The sequence below is a fragment of the Aminobacter sp. AP02 genome, from assembly GCF_003148805.1.
In the GTDB taxonomy this organism is placed as follows: Bacteria; Pseudomonadota; Alphaproteobacteria; order Rhizobiales; family Rhizobiaceae; genus Aminobacter.
In genome coordinates, this window is the sequence record NZ_QGGX01000013.1 from 128,924 (window position 1) to 145,532 (window position 16,609).

Genomic DNA, 16,609 nt, shown 5'->3' on the forward strand with positions numbered 1-16,609 from the left:
TCATGAATGTCGGATTGAAAGGGTCGCGGTCAGATAACGCATCGGCATGGCGATTGCCATCCGGCTCGGACGAGCGTCACATTCGCAATGCGGCATTCAAGCGATCGATCATGGCCAAGACGTGTTGTTTCTTGTCGAGATTGTAGGTCTCGGTCTCGGATATCGCGTTTTGCGCGTCGTGCCAAGCTTCCGACAGCACCTTGGCCCGCGAAAGGTCCGAGTTGCGACCCGCCTCGCTCGCAGTGTCTGACAGCAGATCCAGTGCGTGGCGATTGAACACGTCGAACTGGATGGCGTTGTCCCTGCCCGCCACCGCATCGGCAAGCCGGTGTGCCGCACCAATGTCGTTGCGGCCCGATTGCACGATCTTGTCGAGCGCCTCGGCGATTTCCAGCCCGCCATATTGAGAGAGCAGGATCGCAGCACGCACGCTGCCCGCCGCACGCTGCACGAGGGCTGCACGCGCTTCCTCCTCATCCGGCGCCGGTTGACCGGCACCGGCAAGCGCCGCCGACAGCTCGTTGCTGTCGAGCGGGGTCAGGCGGATGGTCTGGCAGCGCGACCGAATGGTCGGCAGCAAGCTGCCCGGCGCATGCACGATGAGGATGAACAGCGTGCGCGCCGGTGGCTCCTCGAGGTTCTTGAGCAGCGCATTGGCCGCGTTGGTGTTCATGTCGTCGGCTGGATCGACGATGACGACACGGTAAGCACCATCATGCGAAGTCATCGACAGGAAGCGCGACACCTTGCGGATTTCATCGACAGTGACGACGGATTTGAACCCCTTCGTCTTGTCGTTTTGCGGCCGCGTCAGATGCAGCACCGAGGGATGTGCGCCGGTGGCAACCTGCCTGAACAGCGCTGACGCCGGAACAGGACGCGCCAATGTTTCAGGCGCGCTGAGATTGTCGGGATAGCGCAACAAATGGTGGGCGAGATGAAAAGCCAGTGTCGCCTTGCCGATGCCGACCGGGCCGGCCAGGATCAGCGCGTGGGGCATCTTGCCAGAGCGATAGGCGGCAGTGAGCATCGAGGCCGCCTGCTCATGGCCAAACAGGCTCGGGTTCTCGGCTGGTTCCGGTATGCCGTCCAAGGTGTCGTGCTGTTCGGGGGCGATACGCTCGAACATCAGGCGTCCGCCCTCGCCCGGCTGCCCGCCGTGGCGCGCGCCTCAAGGGCGGCAAACACAGCATCGGTGATGGCGTGTTCGACGTCGTCCTGGTTCAGCGAAGCATCGATGAGCACGCAGCGCTCCGGTTCATTTTCGGCGATCGCCAGGTAGGCATCGCGGCGGCGCTGGTGAATGTCGACGGTCTCCTTCTCGAACCGGTCGGCGACATCCTGCCCACGACGAGCGGTGGCGCGCCTCAGTCCTTCCCTGGGATCCAGGTCGAGGATCAGCGTCATGTCGGGCATCATGCCGTTGATGGCCACGCGTTCGACAGCAGCCATGAAGTCGGGATCGAGATTTCCAGTCACGCCCTGATAGACACGCGAGGAATCGAGAAAGCGGTCGCAAAGCACGATGGCGCCGCGTTCGACCGCCGGGCGGATCACCTGCTCGACATGGTCGGAGCGCGCGGCGGCAAACAAGAGCGCCTCCATTTCCGGCCCGAAGGGCTCGGCGGCACCGGACAACAGCACATGCCGTACCGCTTCCGCACCGGGCGAACCGCCGGGCTCACGCGTGACGACAATGTCATAGCGCTTGTCGCGCAGCTTCGTGGCCAGGCGCTCGATCTGCGTCGACTTGCCTGCGCCCTCGCCGCCTTCGAATGTGATGAAGAAGCCGCGCGCCAAATCCAGATGCCTTTCTGTCCGCCGTATCGCAAGGTCTGCCGAACGTTCGGCCTCACGGCATATGTAGGTGCTGATGCTCTACCGTCGAGAACGACAAAGGTCCACCTGAACTATCGCAGCCAGCCGATTGCGAGTTCCTTGACGGCGTCGAAGGCACGGCTTTGCAGCGATCCGACGCCGACGGCCTCGGCAGCGTATAGGGGCGTCTCCTGGCTCAACGTATCGCCGATCCACACCTTGAGCGAACCGATCGGTGTTCCCTGGGCAACGGGTGCTGCCACCGGGCCGTCATAGACGATGCGGGCAACCAGCCGCTCCCGGTTGGTGATCGGCAAGAAGATGGAGATCGGCTTTTGGGCCACCAGCGCCACATGCGATTTCACCCCGCCGAAGACCTGTGCCTCGCCGACCGTTTCGTTGGCGCCAAAGATCTCCGTTTTTTCGAAGGCCCGCATGCCCCAGTCGAGCAACTTGCGCGCTTCCTCAGAGCGCTCGCGATCGCTGGCCATGCCACCCATGGCCGCAAACAGCCGCCTTCCCTCGCGGTTGACCGAACCCACGATCGCAAAGCCCTCGCCCTCGGTGAAGCCTGCGGCCATGCCGTCGGCGCCGATATCCATGGCAATCAGCGGATTTCGGTTGCGCTGCAGGATCTTGTTCCAGGTGAACTCGGGCAGGCCGTAGTATCTGTAGAAATCGGGATAGGTGGTCCAGATATGCAGGCCGAGTTCGGCAAGCTCGCGCACAGTCGTCATCTGGCCCGGTGCGGGCAATCCGGTCGAATTGACGAACACCGACTTTTCGAGCCCGATCTCCCGCGCCCGCTCGGTCATCTGCAGCGCGAAGTTGGCCTCCGAACCGGCCATGCCCTCGGCGAGCACGATGCACCCGTCATTGGCGAGTTGCACGGTCACGCCCTGAATCAGGTCCTCGATGCGAATCTGCGATCTCACCGCCGCGAACATCGTCGAGGCACGCGACGCCGCGCCACCGGTGCGCCAGGCGTTTTCGCTGACCGCGAAGGTGTCGTCGAGCTTGTAGCGGCCCGACTTGATGGCGTTGAACACCACCTCCATCGTCATCAGCTTGGCAAGTGAAGCTGGCGCGATGAGCTTGTCGGCATCCTTGGAAAACAGCACCGTGCCGGTTTCGGCATCGATCATATAGGCCTGCGGAGCCTTGGTTTCGAACAGCTGCGCCTGCGCCTGGCCGCCAAGAGCAAGTGCTGCAAGCAGGCCGGTCAAGAACATGATCGGCGCGGATAGTCTGGAAATCATAGGAAGAGCTGCCCCGTTCGGCCCCGTATTCCGGTCGAGGCCTCAAAGACTATCAGTCCTTGTCCGGGCAGATCAACCGCGTGGGCGCGATAGCCACAGTTCGCGAAGCTGCGAGCCTCAATCGTGCACGGCGAAGGCGTCGGGCGCGCCGTGCGACCAGGCGGCCTTCAGCATGGCGTCGAGCGAGATCTTGCCGTCCGGATATAGATCGACCGAATACCAGGTCTTGCCTTCGAAATCCGACTGCTCGACCGAGGTGCGGCCGTAGGCTGATAGCGCCTTGGCAACGCGCTTGGCTTCTTCGCCGTCCTCGAAAGTGCCGGCGGCGACGTAAGCGTCCAGCTCCTTTTGGGCGCGCGGGCCCGGGTTCAGGCGCTTCCAGGAATCGACGATGTCGCTCGACGTCATCGACTTGCCTTCCAGCACGCCAAAGGCCCTTGCGGCTTCGCTTTCGCGCTCGCTGGCGTAGCCCATCGTGGCAAGTGCCACGCGCGACTGCGGAACCAGCATCATGCTAGCCGGACGCGCGGGCGCGATCGGGCCAAAGTCAGGCAGCACGACGTTGACGACATCCTGCCCCTGCGCTGGCATCGCGGGCTGCTCGAACTGCACGGCCTGTGCTGCTAGCGTGTTGGCCGGAGCCGCGGCCTGCATCGCAACCGCTGGCACTGCATTCGTCATCGTGCCTGGGAAGGCAGCCGCCTGCCCCACGCCGGCGCTCGGCGTCGGACCATTCATGGCAATCATCACGCCGGTCGTCAGACCGTCATTGCTTGGATCGCCCATGCCCTTGCCCGGTCGGTAGGACGCGAGAAGATACTGATCGTCCTGGCCGTCGAGCGGCGCGCGGCCGACATACTCGACCTTCACGTTGGCCGTGCCGCTGTGGGCATAGTCGAGCATCTCGGCGGCACGCTTGGACAGGTCGATGACGCGCCCATCCGAATACGGTCCGCGATCGTTGACGCGAACGATGACGGAACTGCCGTTCTTGGTGTTGGTAACTTTCGCATAGCTGGGCAGCGGCATGGTCGGATGCGCGGCCGTCAGATGCGTCATGTCATAGATTTCGCCATTGGCGGTCAGGCGGCCGTGGAAGGCATCGCCATACCAGGAAGCAGGCCCCATGGCCGCATAGTCCTGGTCCTCTTTCGGGTAATACCACTTGCCCCGCACCTTGTAGGGCTTGCCGGTCTGATCGCGGCCGCCGCCGCGCGGCAGGCCCGACATCTTGGTTGTGACACGCGGGCTCGCCTTCACGCCATATTCGGATTCGGCGAAATATTCCTTTGAGCGCTTCTTGCCCGCGGACTGAGGCTGCTGGGAGGCACAACCGGCAATGAAAACGGCGGTCGCAGCAAGAATGCTGACCGTGGCTGCGCGTCGATAACGCGTCCGCGTCGAATTCTGCATGATCGTGAAGTCCCCTGCCAGTCTACTCAAACGCCATAACAACGCAGTCGCGCGTGGAAGCTAAAAACAGTTCGCGCACGTTAACCCCAGTCCCCTTTGTGCGCAGGAAATGCTTGCCAGCCTATTAATCGACTGTGTTTCGAAACGGGCGAGAATATGGCTTGAATGAGGCGGCGGGTTAGCCTTACCGGCGTTGCATGCTAGACATGACGACCGCAATCTCCGTCGCGTTGCCACGCGAGGCGCGTTCACGGCGTTGGGCTACAGAAGCATAATCAAGCATCCGTAGTGGCGACCTTATGCCGTTGTCATGAATCCAGTGGTAACGTCGCCAAATATGATCGATCTTGCATCTTCCGCAGGATTTGTCAGCTGGGTGCGTGTCATTGTCTTGATTGAGGCTTGGAGCACGGCAGTGGAAAGGACCTCTACATGGCGACAAGTGGCGCGGAGTTAAACTGCCATGCGCGGCGAAACGTGCCGGTGAATGGTCTCTCGGCCGACGTCCGTCCGCCGTTGGGGGCATCCTGATGTCCGAAGCGCCTTCCATGTCAGGGGTTGTCGCAACCAGGTTCGATCGTTTCCCTGAACGCGCCCGCCTTCAACTCGTTGAAGTCAGGCGTCTGATCTTCACGACGGCGGCGGCGACCCTTGTGTCGGGCCCTTGACGGAGACGCTGAAATGGGGAGAGCCTGCCTATCTCACCGAGGCAACCGGTAGTGGCAGCACGATCCGGCTAGGCGGACCAACATCGTCAGGCGGCGGCGCAATCCTGTTCCATTGTCGAACCACGCTTGTCGAAACGTTCCGAACGCAGTTTGGGGACATGTTCGCTTATCAAGGCAATCGGGCGATCCATCTCGATCCCGCCGAGCCCCTGCCGGAAGCAGCGCTCGCGATCTGCCTTGGCATGGCCCTGACCTATCATGCAAGGCGGCAAGCTAAAGCCTTTGCGGCCCGATGACGCATGATCGCGGCGGTAACAGCGACGCAAGAGTGGCTATCGCGCAGAAAATCGGATCACCGTGGTGGAATTGGCGGAGGGAGTGGGATTCGAACCCACGGTGAACTCGCGCCCACGCCGGTTTTCAAGACCGGTGCCTTAAACCGCTCGGCCATCCCTCCGAGGTCGTGGGATCCGCTAGCCTTATCTGCGATCTTTCACTGAGAAAAAACGCTTGGCGGCGAACTGCCCAGAACCGTTGTGGCGCGCTTGTAGCGCTGCTCCAGTCGCCGCGTCAACTTGTTCGATGCAGCTTTGGCAAGGTTGCCCCATTGCTAGGGACAGGATTGTCGCTGCGATCACGTTTTGATCGCAGTTCGTCAGTCGATGTCGCACCGCTTGGGCTCGACTATTCCATCTGCACCGCGTGATACTGGCCATGATTCTTCAGCCCCGCGCCGATTGACCCTTAGCCGGCAGTCCCAGCGATCGAAAAACGCGGCACCCCTTGGCCAGCATCTCTAGGGAAAAGTTGATTGCTTGAAACAGCGCTCTACAGCCCGGTCAAACGCTTCCTTGAGGGCCTCGGTTTCGAGGTCAAGGGCGAGATTGGCGGCTGCGACCTGCTGGCGCTGAGTAGCGACACGGCTCCGATCGTCGTCGTTTGCGAACTGAAGCTGCAGTTCAATCTCGAACTGATCCTGCAAGGTGTCGATCGAGCGGCCGCCGCCGACGAGGTCTGGCTTGCCGCGCGTATGTCGCCGCGCGGCAAGGGCCGCGAGGGCGACAAGCGTTTTCGCAATTTGTGCCGCCGGCTCGGTTTTGGGATGCTCGGCGTTTTCGAGGACGAGCGGGTGGAAGTGCTGCTTAGCCCCGTCGCTCCGTCCCCCCGCAGGGATGCAAAACGGCGTTCGCGGCTGGTCGATGAGCATCGACGCCGGCAGGGCGACCCTGTGGTCGGCGGCGGTTCTCGCGCGCCAATCATGACGGCCTATCGTCAGGATGCGCTGAAGTGCGCCGTGGCCCTTGTCGATGGCCCGAAGCGCCCGCGCGACCTCAGCCAGGCCGTCTCGCGCGCCCCCAAGATCCTGCTCGACAACGTCTATGGGTGGTTCGCCCGGGTCGATCGCGGCGTTTACGATCTTACGGACACTGGCCGCGAAGCATTGCAGCGCTGGCCGCAGCTCAATGCTTCATGATGCCTTGAACGCCGTGAAGCCGAAGACGGCGCCACAACGACGGAGGTGAGCGCCAGCATGACAAACATACGCTTCAGCATCGGCAACCCATCCGAAGGTTACGAGTGCTCCTGCGAAGCCTGCCCTACATCAATCCCCCGGCGCACAACTGCAACGTTGCGCGATCACTGGTCGGGATGGGGTTTCGCGCTGCAAAGCTAGCCACATCCGCCTACGCAACTAGGTCTTGGCCCAACATTCGGTAATTGACGACCGCGTGATCTTGGTTTGGCAGCTGCCGCAGCTATACCGAAGCGGCCTTGAAAACTTCGGCAACTCACTGGAAATACGTTCTTTCTTGGAGGGACATCACACGCTATAGAGGGGCATTATGTTGTTAAAGCGCCTTGCCCTCACGCTTCCAATCTGCCTGTCGACCGTCTTTCTCGGCGGCTGCAGCCGTTCATCGGACGGTACAGTGGTCATTCCCAAACAGGTGGATTCAAGGCGCTTCTGGCAGGACGACGAGGCAAAGCGCGCCGCAGCCGAACGCCAGCAAGCGGCGGCCTTTCCAACGGAGCCTGAGATCCGCTTCGCCACCCAGCAACCTGGCCCCCGACCGGTGACACGCGCGCCGAGAACCACCGCAGACGCTGCCAACACCAAGCCGATAGCCTGCAGGGCGGAGGCGGGTTCTGTCTCGGGCCGCGTCAAGTACGTTTGCGATTAGGCTTGGCGGCCGTCACAAGGGGCAGTGTTGGCCTCATTGCGCAGGAAAGCGTCAGGCTGGCGTCAGCAAAGCCCCGGTTTTTGCGTATTTCAGCCAAACACCGGGCTAGTCGGTTGACGAGCAACTATCGAGCGTTATAGCCCACATCCATTCGCTTGCATGAATGGAGAGGGTTCCGCCCGATGGAGATATTCACCGCCGCAGGCTTCACAGCCCTTCTGCAGGTCATAGCTATCGATCTCGTCCTCGCTGGCGACAACGCCATCGTCATCGGCCTTGCCGCCGCCGGCCTCCCCGCCGACCAGCGCAAGAAGGCGATCCTCGTCGGCATAGCTGCTGCAACCGTGCTCCGCATCGGTTTCGCGCTGATCACCCAGTGGCTGCTGGCCATCGGGCCAATGCTGCTCATCGCTGGCGGTCTGCTGTTGTTGTGGGTGTGCTGGAAGATGTGGCGCGAACTCAGCGTCAGCCACGAACAGGAACATGACGCAACCGAAGCGCTTTCCGGTGCCGATTATGACAAGGACGGCAAGATTGCCGGCAAGGGCCCGCGCAAGACCTTCGCCCAGGCCGCCTGGCAGATCGTCATCGCTGACGTTTCGATGTCGCTCGACAACGTGCTCGCCGTTGCCGGCGCGGCGATGGATCACCCCACTGTCCTGATCATCGGTCTTGCGCTGTCGATCGCCCTCATGGGATTTGCCGCATCGTTTGTCGCACGCTTGCTGCACAAGTATCGCTGGATCGCCTATATCGGCCTGCTGATCATCCTCTACGTCGCCGTCAAGATGCTGCTCGACGGTGCCGTCGAACAGTTCCCCGACCATTTTGGCTTCCTGAGCCCGTGGTTCGGCGGCAATGGCGGCGCCCACTAAGGCGGCTTCTATCAAGGGCCGGGATTGACCCGGCCCTTTTCATTTTCGGCGGCGCCCCGCGTCACCGGTTTGCTTGGCGGCGGAATTGTGCTATTGCGCCGCCCGAATTGAGCTCGTTTCGAGCCGACAGATCGTAAAAATTCGAGACTTCTGGGCCGGCCTTCAGGGGTTGCGGCCTTTATCCCTTGGAACCTGTCCATGTCCGCAGCACCCCGCGTCAGCTTCGTAAGCCTCGGTTGCCCGAAAGCGCTCGTCGATTCCGAACGCATCCTCACCCAGCTCCGCGCCGAGGGCTACGAGATCGCCCGCAAGCACGACGGTGCCGACCTCGTCGTTGTCAACACCTGCGGCTTCCTCGATTCCGCGCGCGATGAATCGCTGAACGCCATTGGCACGGCGATGAAGGAGAACGGCAAGGTCATCGTCACGGGCTGCATGGGCGCCACGCCCGAGCTGATCCGCGAGAAGCACCCCAACGTCTTCGCCATCACCGGCCCGCAGGCCTATGAGAGTGTCATGGCGGCCGTGCATGAGGCAGCACCGCCGGCGCATGACCCGTTCACCGACCTGGTACCGCCGCAGGGCGTCAAGCTTACGCCGCGCCACTACGCCTATCTCAAGATTTCCGAGGGCTGCAACAACCGCTGCACCTTCTGCATCATTCCCGACCTGCGCGGCGACCTCGTCTCGCGCCCAGCGGCCGACGTGCTGCGCGAAGCCGAGAAGCTGGCCAATGCCGGCGTCAAGGAACTGCTGGTCATCTCGCAGGACACCAGCGCCTACGGCATCGACGTCAAGTACGCGACGTCGACCTGGAAGGAGCGTGAGGTGCGTGCCAAGTTCCTCGACCTTTCGCAGGAACTTGGCGAAATGGGCATCTGGGTGCGCATGCACTATGTCTACCCCTACCCCCATGTCGCCGACGTCATTCCGCTGATGGCGGAAGGCAAGATCCTGCCTTATCTCGACATTCCGTTCCAGCACGCCTCGCCGCAGGTGCTCAAGAACATGCGCCGTCCGGCCCATGGCGAAAAGGCGCTGGAGCGCATTCGCGGCTGGCGCGACGTCTGCCCCGATCTTGCCATCCGCTCGACCTTCATCGTCGGTTTCCCCGGTGAGACGGATGAAGATTTCGAGATGCTGCTCGACTGGATCGACGAAGCCAAGATCGATCGCGCCGGCTGCTTCAAATACGAGCCGGTGAAAGGTGCGCGGTCCAACGATCTCGGCCTCGACCAGGTTCCGGAAGAGGTCAAGGAAGCCCGCTGGCATCGCTTCATGCAGCGCCAGCAGAAGATTTCAGCCGCCCAGCAGGCCAAGAAGATCGGCAAGCGCCTGCCCGTCATCATCGACGAGGCGAACGGCACCTCGGCAAAGGGCCGTACTAAGTATGACGCGCCTGAGATCGATGGTTCGGTGCACATCCAGTCGCGGCGTCCACTGCGCGTCGGCGACATCGTCACCGTCAAGATCGACAGCGCCGACGCCTACGATCTCTACGGATCGGCTGTCTGAACCCGGAAGCCGGATCTCACTTCCAACAAAAAACCCCCGGTCAAAACCGGGGGTTCTTTTTTTGCAGAACGCTCAAGAGTTCGAGCAATAGCCGCCCGCTTACTGCGGCAGCTTGTCGTCCACGCCCTTGACGTAGAAGTTCAGGCCGAGCAGGACGCTGTCCTGCGCCACTTCGCCGGCCTTCAGCCACTCGGTGCCGTCCTGCTTGGTCACAGGGCCGGTGAACGGGTTGAAAGCGCCCGACTTGATCTTGGCTTCGGTTTCCTCGGCCAGCTTCTTCGTCTCATCCGACATGTTGGCGTAAGGCGCCATCACGACGTGGCCTTCTTTCATGCCGCCCCAGACGTCGCTCTGCTTCCAGGTGCCGTCGATGACTTCCTGGATGCGCTCGATGTAGTACGGACCCCAGTCGTCGACGATCGAGGTCAGCTGGGTGGTCGGGCCGAACTTGATCATGTCCGAAGCCTGGCCAAATGCCTTGATGCCGCGCTCGGTCGCAACCTGCATCGGTGCGGTCGAGTCGGTGTGCTGGGTGATGATGTCGACGCCCTGGTCGATCAGCGCCTTGGCGGCATCTGCTTCCTTGCCGGCGTCGAACCAGGTGTTGGCCCACACGACCTTGACCTTGAAGTCGGGGTTGACCGACTGCGCGCCGAGCATGAAGGCGTTGATGCCCATCACCACTTCGGGGATCGGGAAGGAAGCGATGTAGCCGGCAACGCCTGCCTTCGATTCCTTGGCGGCGATCACGCCCTGGACGTAACGGCCTTCATGGAACTTCGAGTTGTAGGTCGCAACGTTCGGATGCTCGCGCTTGTAGCCGGTGGCGTGCTCGAACTTCACGTCCGGGAACTTGCCGGCGACCTTGTTGAGCGGATCCATGTAGCCGAAGGAGGTTGCAAAGATGATGTTGCAGCCCGAACGTGCGAAGCGCTCGATGGCGCGCTCGGCATCCGCACCTTCCGGCACGCTTTCGAGATACGCGGTCTCGAGTTCGTCGCCGAACTTCGCCTTGGCTTCCAGCAGGCCCTGGTGGTGCTGGTATGAGTAACCGAAGTCGCCGATCGGCCCGACATAGATCCAGCAGGCCTTGACCTTGGCTTCGGCCGCCACGGTGCCGAATGACATTACGGCGGCAGCCGCTGCCAACGACAGAATTGTCTTCTTCATGCTCTTGTTCCTCTTAGTGGTTGCCCGGGGCACTATCCCATCCTTTTTATAGTCCCAGAGACAGGGCCAGTTCTTCGATACCGCGCAGCGGTTTCGAGTCGAGGCCATGCCCTTAGCGATCTGGCACAAACGGCCGCCCCAATGAAGCCGGAGTGTTCACCATCGTCAGTCGCCTGTTGCGCGAGATCAGAACGAGGACAACGACGGTCGCCAGATAGGGTAGCGAAGAAAGCAGTTGCGACGGCACGCCGATGCCCAGGGCCTGGGCATGCAACTGGCCGATCGAAACCGCTCCGAAAAGATAGGCACCCGCCAGCACCCGCCATGGCCGCCACGACGCGAAGACGACGAGCGCGAGTGCGATCCAGCCGCGTCCGGCGGTCATGTTCTCGTTCCATTGCGGCGTATAGACCAGCGACAGGTAAGCGCCGGCCAGGCCAGCACAGGCGCCGCCGAACATCACCGCCATGTAGCGGATGCCGATCACCTTGATGCCGAGCGCATGAGCAGAGGCGTGGTTGTCGCCGACCGAACGCAAGGTCAGACCCGCGCGCGTCTTGAACAGGAAATAGGCGACGCCAGCCGTGAGAAGGATCGAGACGTAAAACAGCGGGTCCTGTCCAAAGAAGAGCTTGCCCACAAGCGGCAGGTCGGTAAGCCCGGGAATGTAGATGTAAATCATCTTGACGCCCGGCAGGCCAACGAAGCTTTCACCAAGCATGCCCGCAAGGCCAAGGCCAAGCAGTGTCAGAGCAAGGCCGGTAGCCACCTGATTGGTCACCAGCGTCAGCGTCAAAAAGCCGAACAGCAGCGAAAACAGCGCGCCGACAATGATCGCCGCAAGCACGCCGAGCCAGGGCGAGCCGGTGGCAAGTGCCACGCCGAAGCCAGTTACGGCTCCCATCACCATCATGCCTTCGACGCCAAGATTGAGCACGCCCGAGCGCTCGACGACCAGTTCACCGACTGCCGCGATCAGAAGCGGGGTCGCCGCGGTCGCTATCGTCAACAGGATGCCTTCAAGCATTTTGCGTGCCCTCCACGGTCTTTGCAGCGGAGGAACCGACAAAGCGGATGCGATAGAGAATGAGCGTGTCGCAGGCTAGAACGAAAAACAGCAGCATGCCCTGGAAAGCCCGCACCACCTTGTCGGATACACCGATCGATATCTGCGCCGCCTCGCCGCCGAGATAAGACAATGCCAGCACCAATCCCGCGGCGATGATACCAAGCGGGTTCAATCGTCCAAGGAAGGCAACGATGATGGCAGCAAAACCGTAGCCGGGAGAAATCGTCGGCCTGAGTTGGCCGATAGCGCCCGAAACTTCCGAGATGCCGGCAAGGCCAGCCAGGCCGCCAGAGACGAGGAACGCAAAAAACACCATCCGCGACTGCGAAAAGCCTGCGAAACGGCCAGCGCGTGGGCTCTGGCCCAGCACGAGCACTTCAAAGCCCTTCAAGGTGCGCGAGAGCATGAACCACATCGCGATCGCCGCAACGATGGCGAACACGAAGCCCCAGTTGGCGCGGCCCGACGCCGACCAGATTTCCGGCAGCGTTGCAGCAGCACTGAAGGTACGCGTCTCCGGGAAGTTCATGCCCGCAGGGTTGCGCCAGGGACCGCGCACCATCCAGTCGAGGAACAGTTGCGCTACATAGACCAGCATCAGGCTGGTCAGGATCTCATTGGTGTTGAACCGCACCTTGAGATAGGCGGGAATGGCGCCGTAGGCGGCACCGCCAACGATGCCCATAAGCAACATCAGAGGCAGGACGATCCACGATTGGAAATCGGGGAACATCACCGGCAGGATCGAGCCGACGATGGCGCCGACAATGAACTGGCCCTCTGCGCCGATGTTCCAGTTGTTGGAGAGGTAGCAGATCGATAGCCCGACCGCGATCAGGATCAGCGGCGCAGCTTTCACGGCTAGTTCATGCAGCGACCAGACTTCGCGCAGCGGATCGATGAAGTAATAATACAGCGCCTCGACCGGGTTCTTGCCGAGAAGCGAAAACATGATCGCACCGGCAATCAAGGTCAGGCCAAGCGCGATGAACGGCGATAGCGCAGCGAACAGCGCAGAACGCTCGGGCCGTTTGACGAGTTCGATCCGCATCACGCGACCTCCTTCTCATGATCGAGGTGGCCGGGTTCGGCTCCACCCATCAAGAGACCGATGCGCTCGAGCGTCGCTTCGGCGATCGGAATGGGCTTCGACAGCTCGCCATTGTGCATCACAGCGATGGAGTCGGAGATCTCGAACAACTCGTCGAGATCCTGGCTGATGACCAATACCGCCGAACCATTGCGGGCGAGTTCGATCAGTGCCTGGCGGATACGCGCGGCAGCACCGGCATCGACGCCCCAGGTCGGCTGGTTGACCACCATGACGGCCGGATTGCGGTCGAGTTCGCGACCAATGATGAATTTCTGCAGGTTGCCGCCAGACAGCGCGGCTGCCTCAGGGTCCGGTGCGCTCTTGCGCACGTCCATCGCTTGAATGATGCGTTGTGCCGCCTTCTGGATCGCACCTGATTTGACCAGTCCTGCAGTCCCGACAAAAGCCTTGCCGTCGGTGGTGTGACGCGACAGCAAAAGGTTCTCCGACAGGCGCATGCGCGGTGCCGCGCCATGGCCGAGGCGTTCTTCGGGGACGAAAGCCGCGCCCAGCAGGCGACGGGCAGAAATCCCCATGCGCCCCGCCGCTTGGCCGCGAATTCGGATCGCGTCAGCACTGTCCTGCAACGCTTCGCCCGAGATCGCCTCGAACAGCTCGCCCTGGCCGTTGCCGGCTACCCCGGCGATGCCGATGACCTCGCCGCCGGCGACCTCCAGCCAGATGTTCTTGAGCGGCATCGAGAAAGGACCGGCAGGCTTGCGGCTCATGCCACAGATGCTGAGCAGTTCCTGCCCGCGGACCGAAGCCGTGGTCCGCTCCGCGTTCTTGACGTCCGTGCCAACCATCAGGCGCGCCAGCGAGGCCGGCGTTTCCTGTCTTGGATCGCAATGGCCGACGACCTTGCCGTGGCGCATGATCGTTGCGCGGTCGCACAGGCGCCGGACTTCATCAAGGCGATGCGAGATGTACAGGATCGATTTTCCTTCGGCGCGCAGCCTTTCCAGCGTCTCGAACAGCTTGTCGGCCTCCTGTGGCGTCAACACCGAGGTCGGCTCGTCAAGGATGATGAGTTCTGGGGTCTGCAGCAGGCAACGGATGATCTCGATGCGCTGGCGCTCGCCGACCGACAGGTCGCCGACGAGCGAATCCGGGTCGAGCGGCAGGCCATAGCTGTAAGACAGCGCGCGTGCCTTGGCGGCAATGGTGCTGATCGGCGTATCGTCGGCCAGGGAAAGGGCGATGTTTTCGGCAGCGGTCAACGCCTCAAACAGCGAAAAATGCTGGAAAACCATGCCGATGCCGAGCTTTTTTGCGACACCCGGACTGGTGATATTCACCGTCTTGCCGTTCCAGCCGATCTCGCCGGCATTGGGCTCGAGCGAACCAAACAGCATCTTCACCAGCGTCGACTTGCCTGCGCCGTTTTCGCCGAGCAAAGCATGGATTTCGCCCTTGGCGATGGTCAGGTCGACTTGATCGCACGCCTTCAGCGTGCCGAATATCTTCGTCAGGCCACGAACCTCAAGTAGGTTCGGACCATTGGCTAAAGGGGTTGTGTCCACAACGCCTCCCATTGTCAGTTCTTTTTTATGTTCCCGAGGGCATGGTAGGCGCGTCCTGCTCCCGGCGCAAAGCATGTCACAAGTTGAAAGAGCTTCAAGAAATTAAGTGAAAACTCAAGGGATAAGTATCGTTGTCCCCGTGGTCCTTCTGCCTTCGAGATCGGCATGCGCCTGGCCGGCGTCGCGAAGCGCGTAACGCTGGTTGATGCTGACTTCGACCGCGCCTTTGAGCACCACGTCAAATAATGCGTTTGCCGAACGCACAAGATCTTCGCGCTTGGCATTGTAGGCAAATATGGTCGGCCGCGTCGCATAGAGCGAACCCTTTTGCGCCAGAAGCGAAATGCTGAAGGGCGGGATCGGCCCTGACGACTGTCCAAAGCTCACGAAAGTGCCCATGGGCCTCAGGCAGTCGAGCGAACCAGGGAACGTATCGTTGCCGACGGAATCGTAGACGACATCGCATTTCCTGCCGTCGGTTATCCTGGCTACCTCGGCGACGAAATCCTGGGCGCTATAGTTGATGACGTGGTCGAAGCCGTGCGCCTTGGCCAGGCTCACCTTCTCATCTGAACCTGCAGTGCCGATCACGGTTGCGCCAAGATGCTTGGCCCACTGCCCGAGGATCAGCCCGACCCCGCCGGCAGCGGCGTGGTAAAGGACAATGTCGCCGGCCTTGACCTTGAAGGTTCGCCGAAGCAGGTATTCTGCGGTCATGCCCTTCAGCATCATCGCCGCGGCCTGCTCATCGCTGATGCCGTCAGGCACCTTGACCAACCTGTCGGCGGCAATCACCCGCTCCTCGCAATAGGCACCGGTAGGCACGGCATATGCGACGCGGTCGCCGACGTTGAACCAATCGACGCCCTCGCCCAGTTCGAGCACAACGCCTGCAGCTTCCCCACCGGGTATCACAGGCATGCCGTTGGGCGCGGGATAGAGGCCGGTGCGGAAATAGACGTCGATGAAGTTGAGGCCGATCGCGGTGTGGCGGATCAGCGCCTGCCCCGGACCGGGGCGTGAGGCATCGCAGTCCTCATAGATCAAGACTTCGGGACCGCCGTGGGCATGGACGCGTATGGCTTTCGGCATGCCGTCAGTCCTTCTCGGCGTCGAGTCCAGGCTTAGCGCCCAGCTTGGGGAAGAATTGCATCACGCCGCCGATGAAGAAAAGGTAGATTCCGCTTACGGCAATACCGATCTTGATCCACTCGCTTGCGTGCATTTGCTGCAGCAGTGCCGCGGTACCGAACGCGCACCAGATCAGCGTCATCGGCAGGTTTATGTTCCGCAGCCTAATGACGCGCACAGGATGCAGGAAGTTCATCGGCACGAACGTCAGTATGCCTGCCACGACGACCACGCCGAATGACACCCATTGCCCGGGCTCGATGACGAAAAGCGTGAACACCACCATGTTCCAGACGACGGGGAAGCCCTTGAAGAAGTTCTCCTTCGTCTTCATGCCCGTGTCAGCGTAGTAGATCGCGCTCGATACGACGATGATCGCGCCCGACAGGAACGACAGCCCCTCGCCCATGAAGCCACTCTGGTAGAGCGCAAAGGCCGGGATCAGCACATAGGTGACGTAGTCGATGATGTTGTCGAGCAACTCGCCCGACCATGTCGGCAGGATTTCTTTGACCTCGAGCTTGCGCGCGATCGGCCCGTCGATACCGTCGACGAACAGCGCCAGCCCCAGCCACCAGAACATCGCCGTCCAGCGTTCCTCGCTCGCTGCGACGAGCGACAGGAACGCCAGGAATGACCCCGACGCAGTAAGCAGATGCACCGAAAAGGCGCGAGCCTGTGGCCATGTGACTTTTTTAGGCTTCAAGGTTCCCGCCAATCCAGATTTCAAACATCAAACCAGCGGACGAGCGTGCCGCATGCAAGTAAAAGGGGGCTGCGCAGCGGGAACTTACTTCTCCTCCGTCGCTCGGCCCAACTTGCAATTCGGCAATCTCCGCTTCTTCAGGCACTTAATAGCAGGGCCGCTTTTCAGACAAGCTGAAAGCCGGAC

At 61.6% G+C, this 16,609-nt stretch carries 13 protein-coding genes and 1 tRNA gene; 3 read left to right on the forward strand and 11 right to left on the reverse strand.

The features are described 5' to 3' along the window. Positions 1 to 76 precede the first annotated feature (76 nt). The 5 genes from C8K44_RS17750 to C8K44_RS17775 form a co-directional block, all read right to left on the reverse strand. Entirely contained in the window at positions 77 to 1,132 is a 1,056-nt protein-coding gene (locus tag C8K44_RS17750; protein WP_109577119.1) for a DNA polymerase III subunit delta', read from the reverse strand. Next, complete coding sequence (tmk, locus tag C8K44_RS17755; RefSeq protein WP_109577120.1) at positions 1,129 to 1,800, reverse strand: dTMP kinase; 672 nt, start codon at positions 1,798 to 1,800, stop codon at positions 1,129 to 1,131. Before tmk ends, C8K44_RS17750 begins: the two co-directional genes overlap by 4 nt. Positions 1,801 to 1,910: 110 nt before the next feature. Further along, a complete protein-coding gene (locus tag C8K44_RS17760) occupies positions 1,911 to 3,050 on the reverse strand; it encodes a D-alanyl-D-alanine carboxypeptidase family protein (RefSeq protein WP_109577121.1) in 1,140 nt (379 codons plus the stop codon). A 144-nt stretch (positions 3,051 to 3,194) separates the two neighbouring features. Continuing rightward, complete coding sequence (locus tag C8K44_RS17765; protein WP_109577122.1) at positions 3,195 to 4,490, reverse strand: septal ring lytic transglycosylase RlpA family protein; 1,296 nt, start codon at positions 4,488 to 4,490, stop codon at positions 3,195 to 3,197. A 1,035-nt stretch (positions 4,491 to 5,525) separates the two neighbouring features. Beyond that, a tRNA-Ser gene (locus C8K44_RS17775) sits at positions 5,526 to 5,615 on the reverse strand. A 354-nt stretch (positions 5,616 to 5,969) separates the two neighbouring features. Between C8K44_RS17775 and C8K44_RS17780 the strand changes: the two genes are divergently transcribed. The 3 genes from C8K44_RS17780 (at position 5,970) to rimO (ending at position 9,731) form a co-directional block, all read left to right on the forward strand. Next, a complete protein-coding gene (locus C8K44_RS17780) occupies positions 5,970 to 6,632 on the forward strand; it encodes a DUF2161 family putative PD-(D/E)XK-type phosphodiesterase (RefSeq protein ID WP_109577123.1) in 663 nt (220 codons plus the stop codon). Between the two features lie 891 nt (positions 6,633 to 7,523). After that, positions 7,524 to 8,216: a TerC family protein gene (locus tag C8K44_RS17790; RefSeq protein WP_109577125.1), complete on the forward strand. Its 693-nt coding sequence runs from the start codon at positions 7,524 to 7,526 to the stop codon at positions 8,214 to 8,216. Positions 8,217 to 8,414: 198 nt separating this feature from the next. Continuing rightward, positions 8,415 to 9,731: a 30S ribosomal protein S12 methylthiotransferase RimO gene (gene rimO / locus C8K44_RS17795; RefSeq protein WP_109577126.1), complete on the forward strand. Its 1,317-nt coding sequence runs from the start codon at positions 8,415 to 8,417 to the stop codon at positions 9,729 to 9,731. Positions 9,732 to 9,830: 99 nt separating this feature from the next. Here rimO and C8K44_RS17800 read toward each other — a convergent pair whose 3' ends face one another. The 6 genes from C8K44_RS17800 to pcsA all read right to left on the reverse strand — a co-directional run bounded on the left by C8K44_RS17800 (position 9,831) and on the right by pcsA (position 16,423). Continuing rightward, complete coding sequence (locus C8K44_RS17800) at positions 9,831 to 10,901, reverse strand: BMP family ABC transporter substrate-binding protein (protein ID WP_109577127.1); 1,071 nt, start codon at positions 10,899 to 10,901, stop codon at positions 9,831 to 9,833. Positions 10,902 to 11,013: 112 nt separating this feature from the next. After that, positions 11,014 to 11,928: an ABC transporter permease gene (locus C8K44_RS17805; RefSeq protein ID WP_109577128.1), complete on the reverse strand. Its 915-nt coding sequence runs from the start codon at positions 11,926 to 11,928 to the stop codon at positions 11,014 to 11,016. After that, positions 11,921 to 13,021, reverse strand: coding sequence for an ABC transporter permease (locus tag C8K44_RS17810; protein WP_109577129.1), 1,101 nt, complete (start codon positions 13,019 to 13,021; stop codon positions 11,921 to 11,923). The genes C8K44_RS17805 and C8K44_RS17810 overlap by 8 nt, the downstream gene beginning before the upstream one ends. Then, positions 13,021 to 14,598, reverse strand: coding sequence for an ABC transporter ATP-binding protein (locus tag C8K44_RS17815; RefSeq protein WP_109577130.1), 1,578 nt, complete (start codon positions 14,596 to 14,598; stop codon positions 13,021 to 13,023). The genes C8K44_RS17810 and C8K44_RS17815 overlap by 1 nt, the downstream gene beginning before the upstream one ends. 102 nt (positions 14,599 to 14,700) lie before the next feature. Further along, on the reverse strand, positions 14,701 to 15,678 hold the full coding sequence (locus C8K44_RS17820; RefSeq protein ID WP_109577131.1) for a quinone oxidoreductase: 978 nt from the start codon (positions 15,676 to 15,678) through the stop codon (positions 14,701 to 14,703). A gap of 4 nt (positions 15,679 to 15,682) precedes the next feature. Then, complete coding sequence (gene pcsA / locus C8K44_RS17825) at positions 15,683 to 16,423, reverse strand: phosphatidylcholine synthase (protein ID WP_109577132.1); 741 nt, start codon at positions 16,421 to 16,423, stop codon at positions 15,683 to 15,685. Positions 16,424 to 16,609 lie beyond the last annotated feature (186 nt).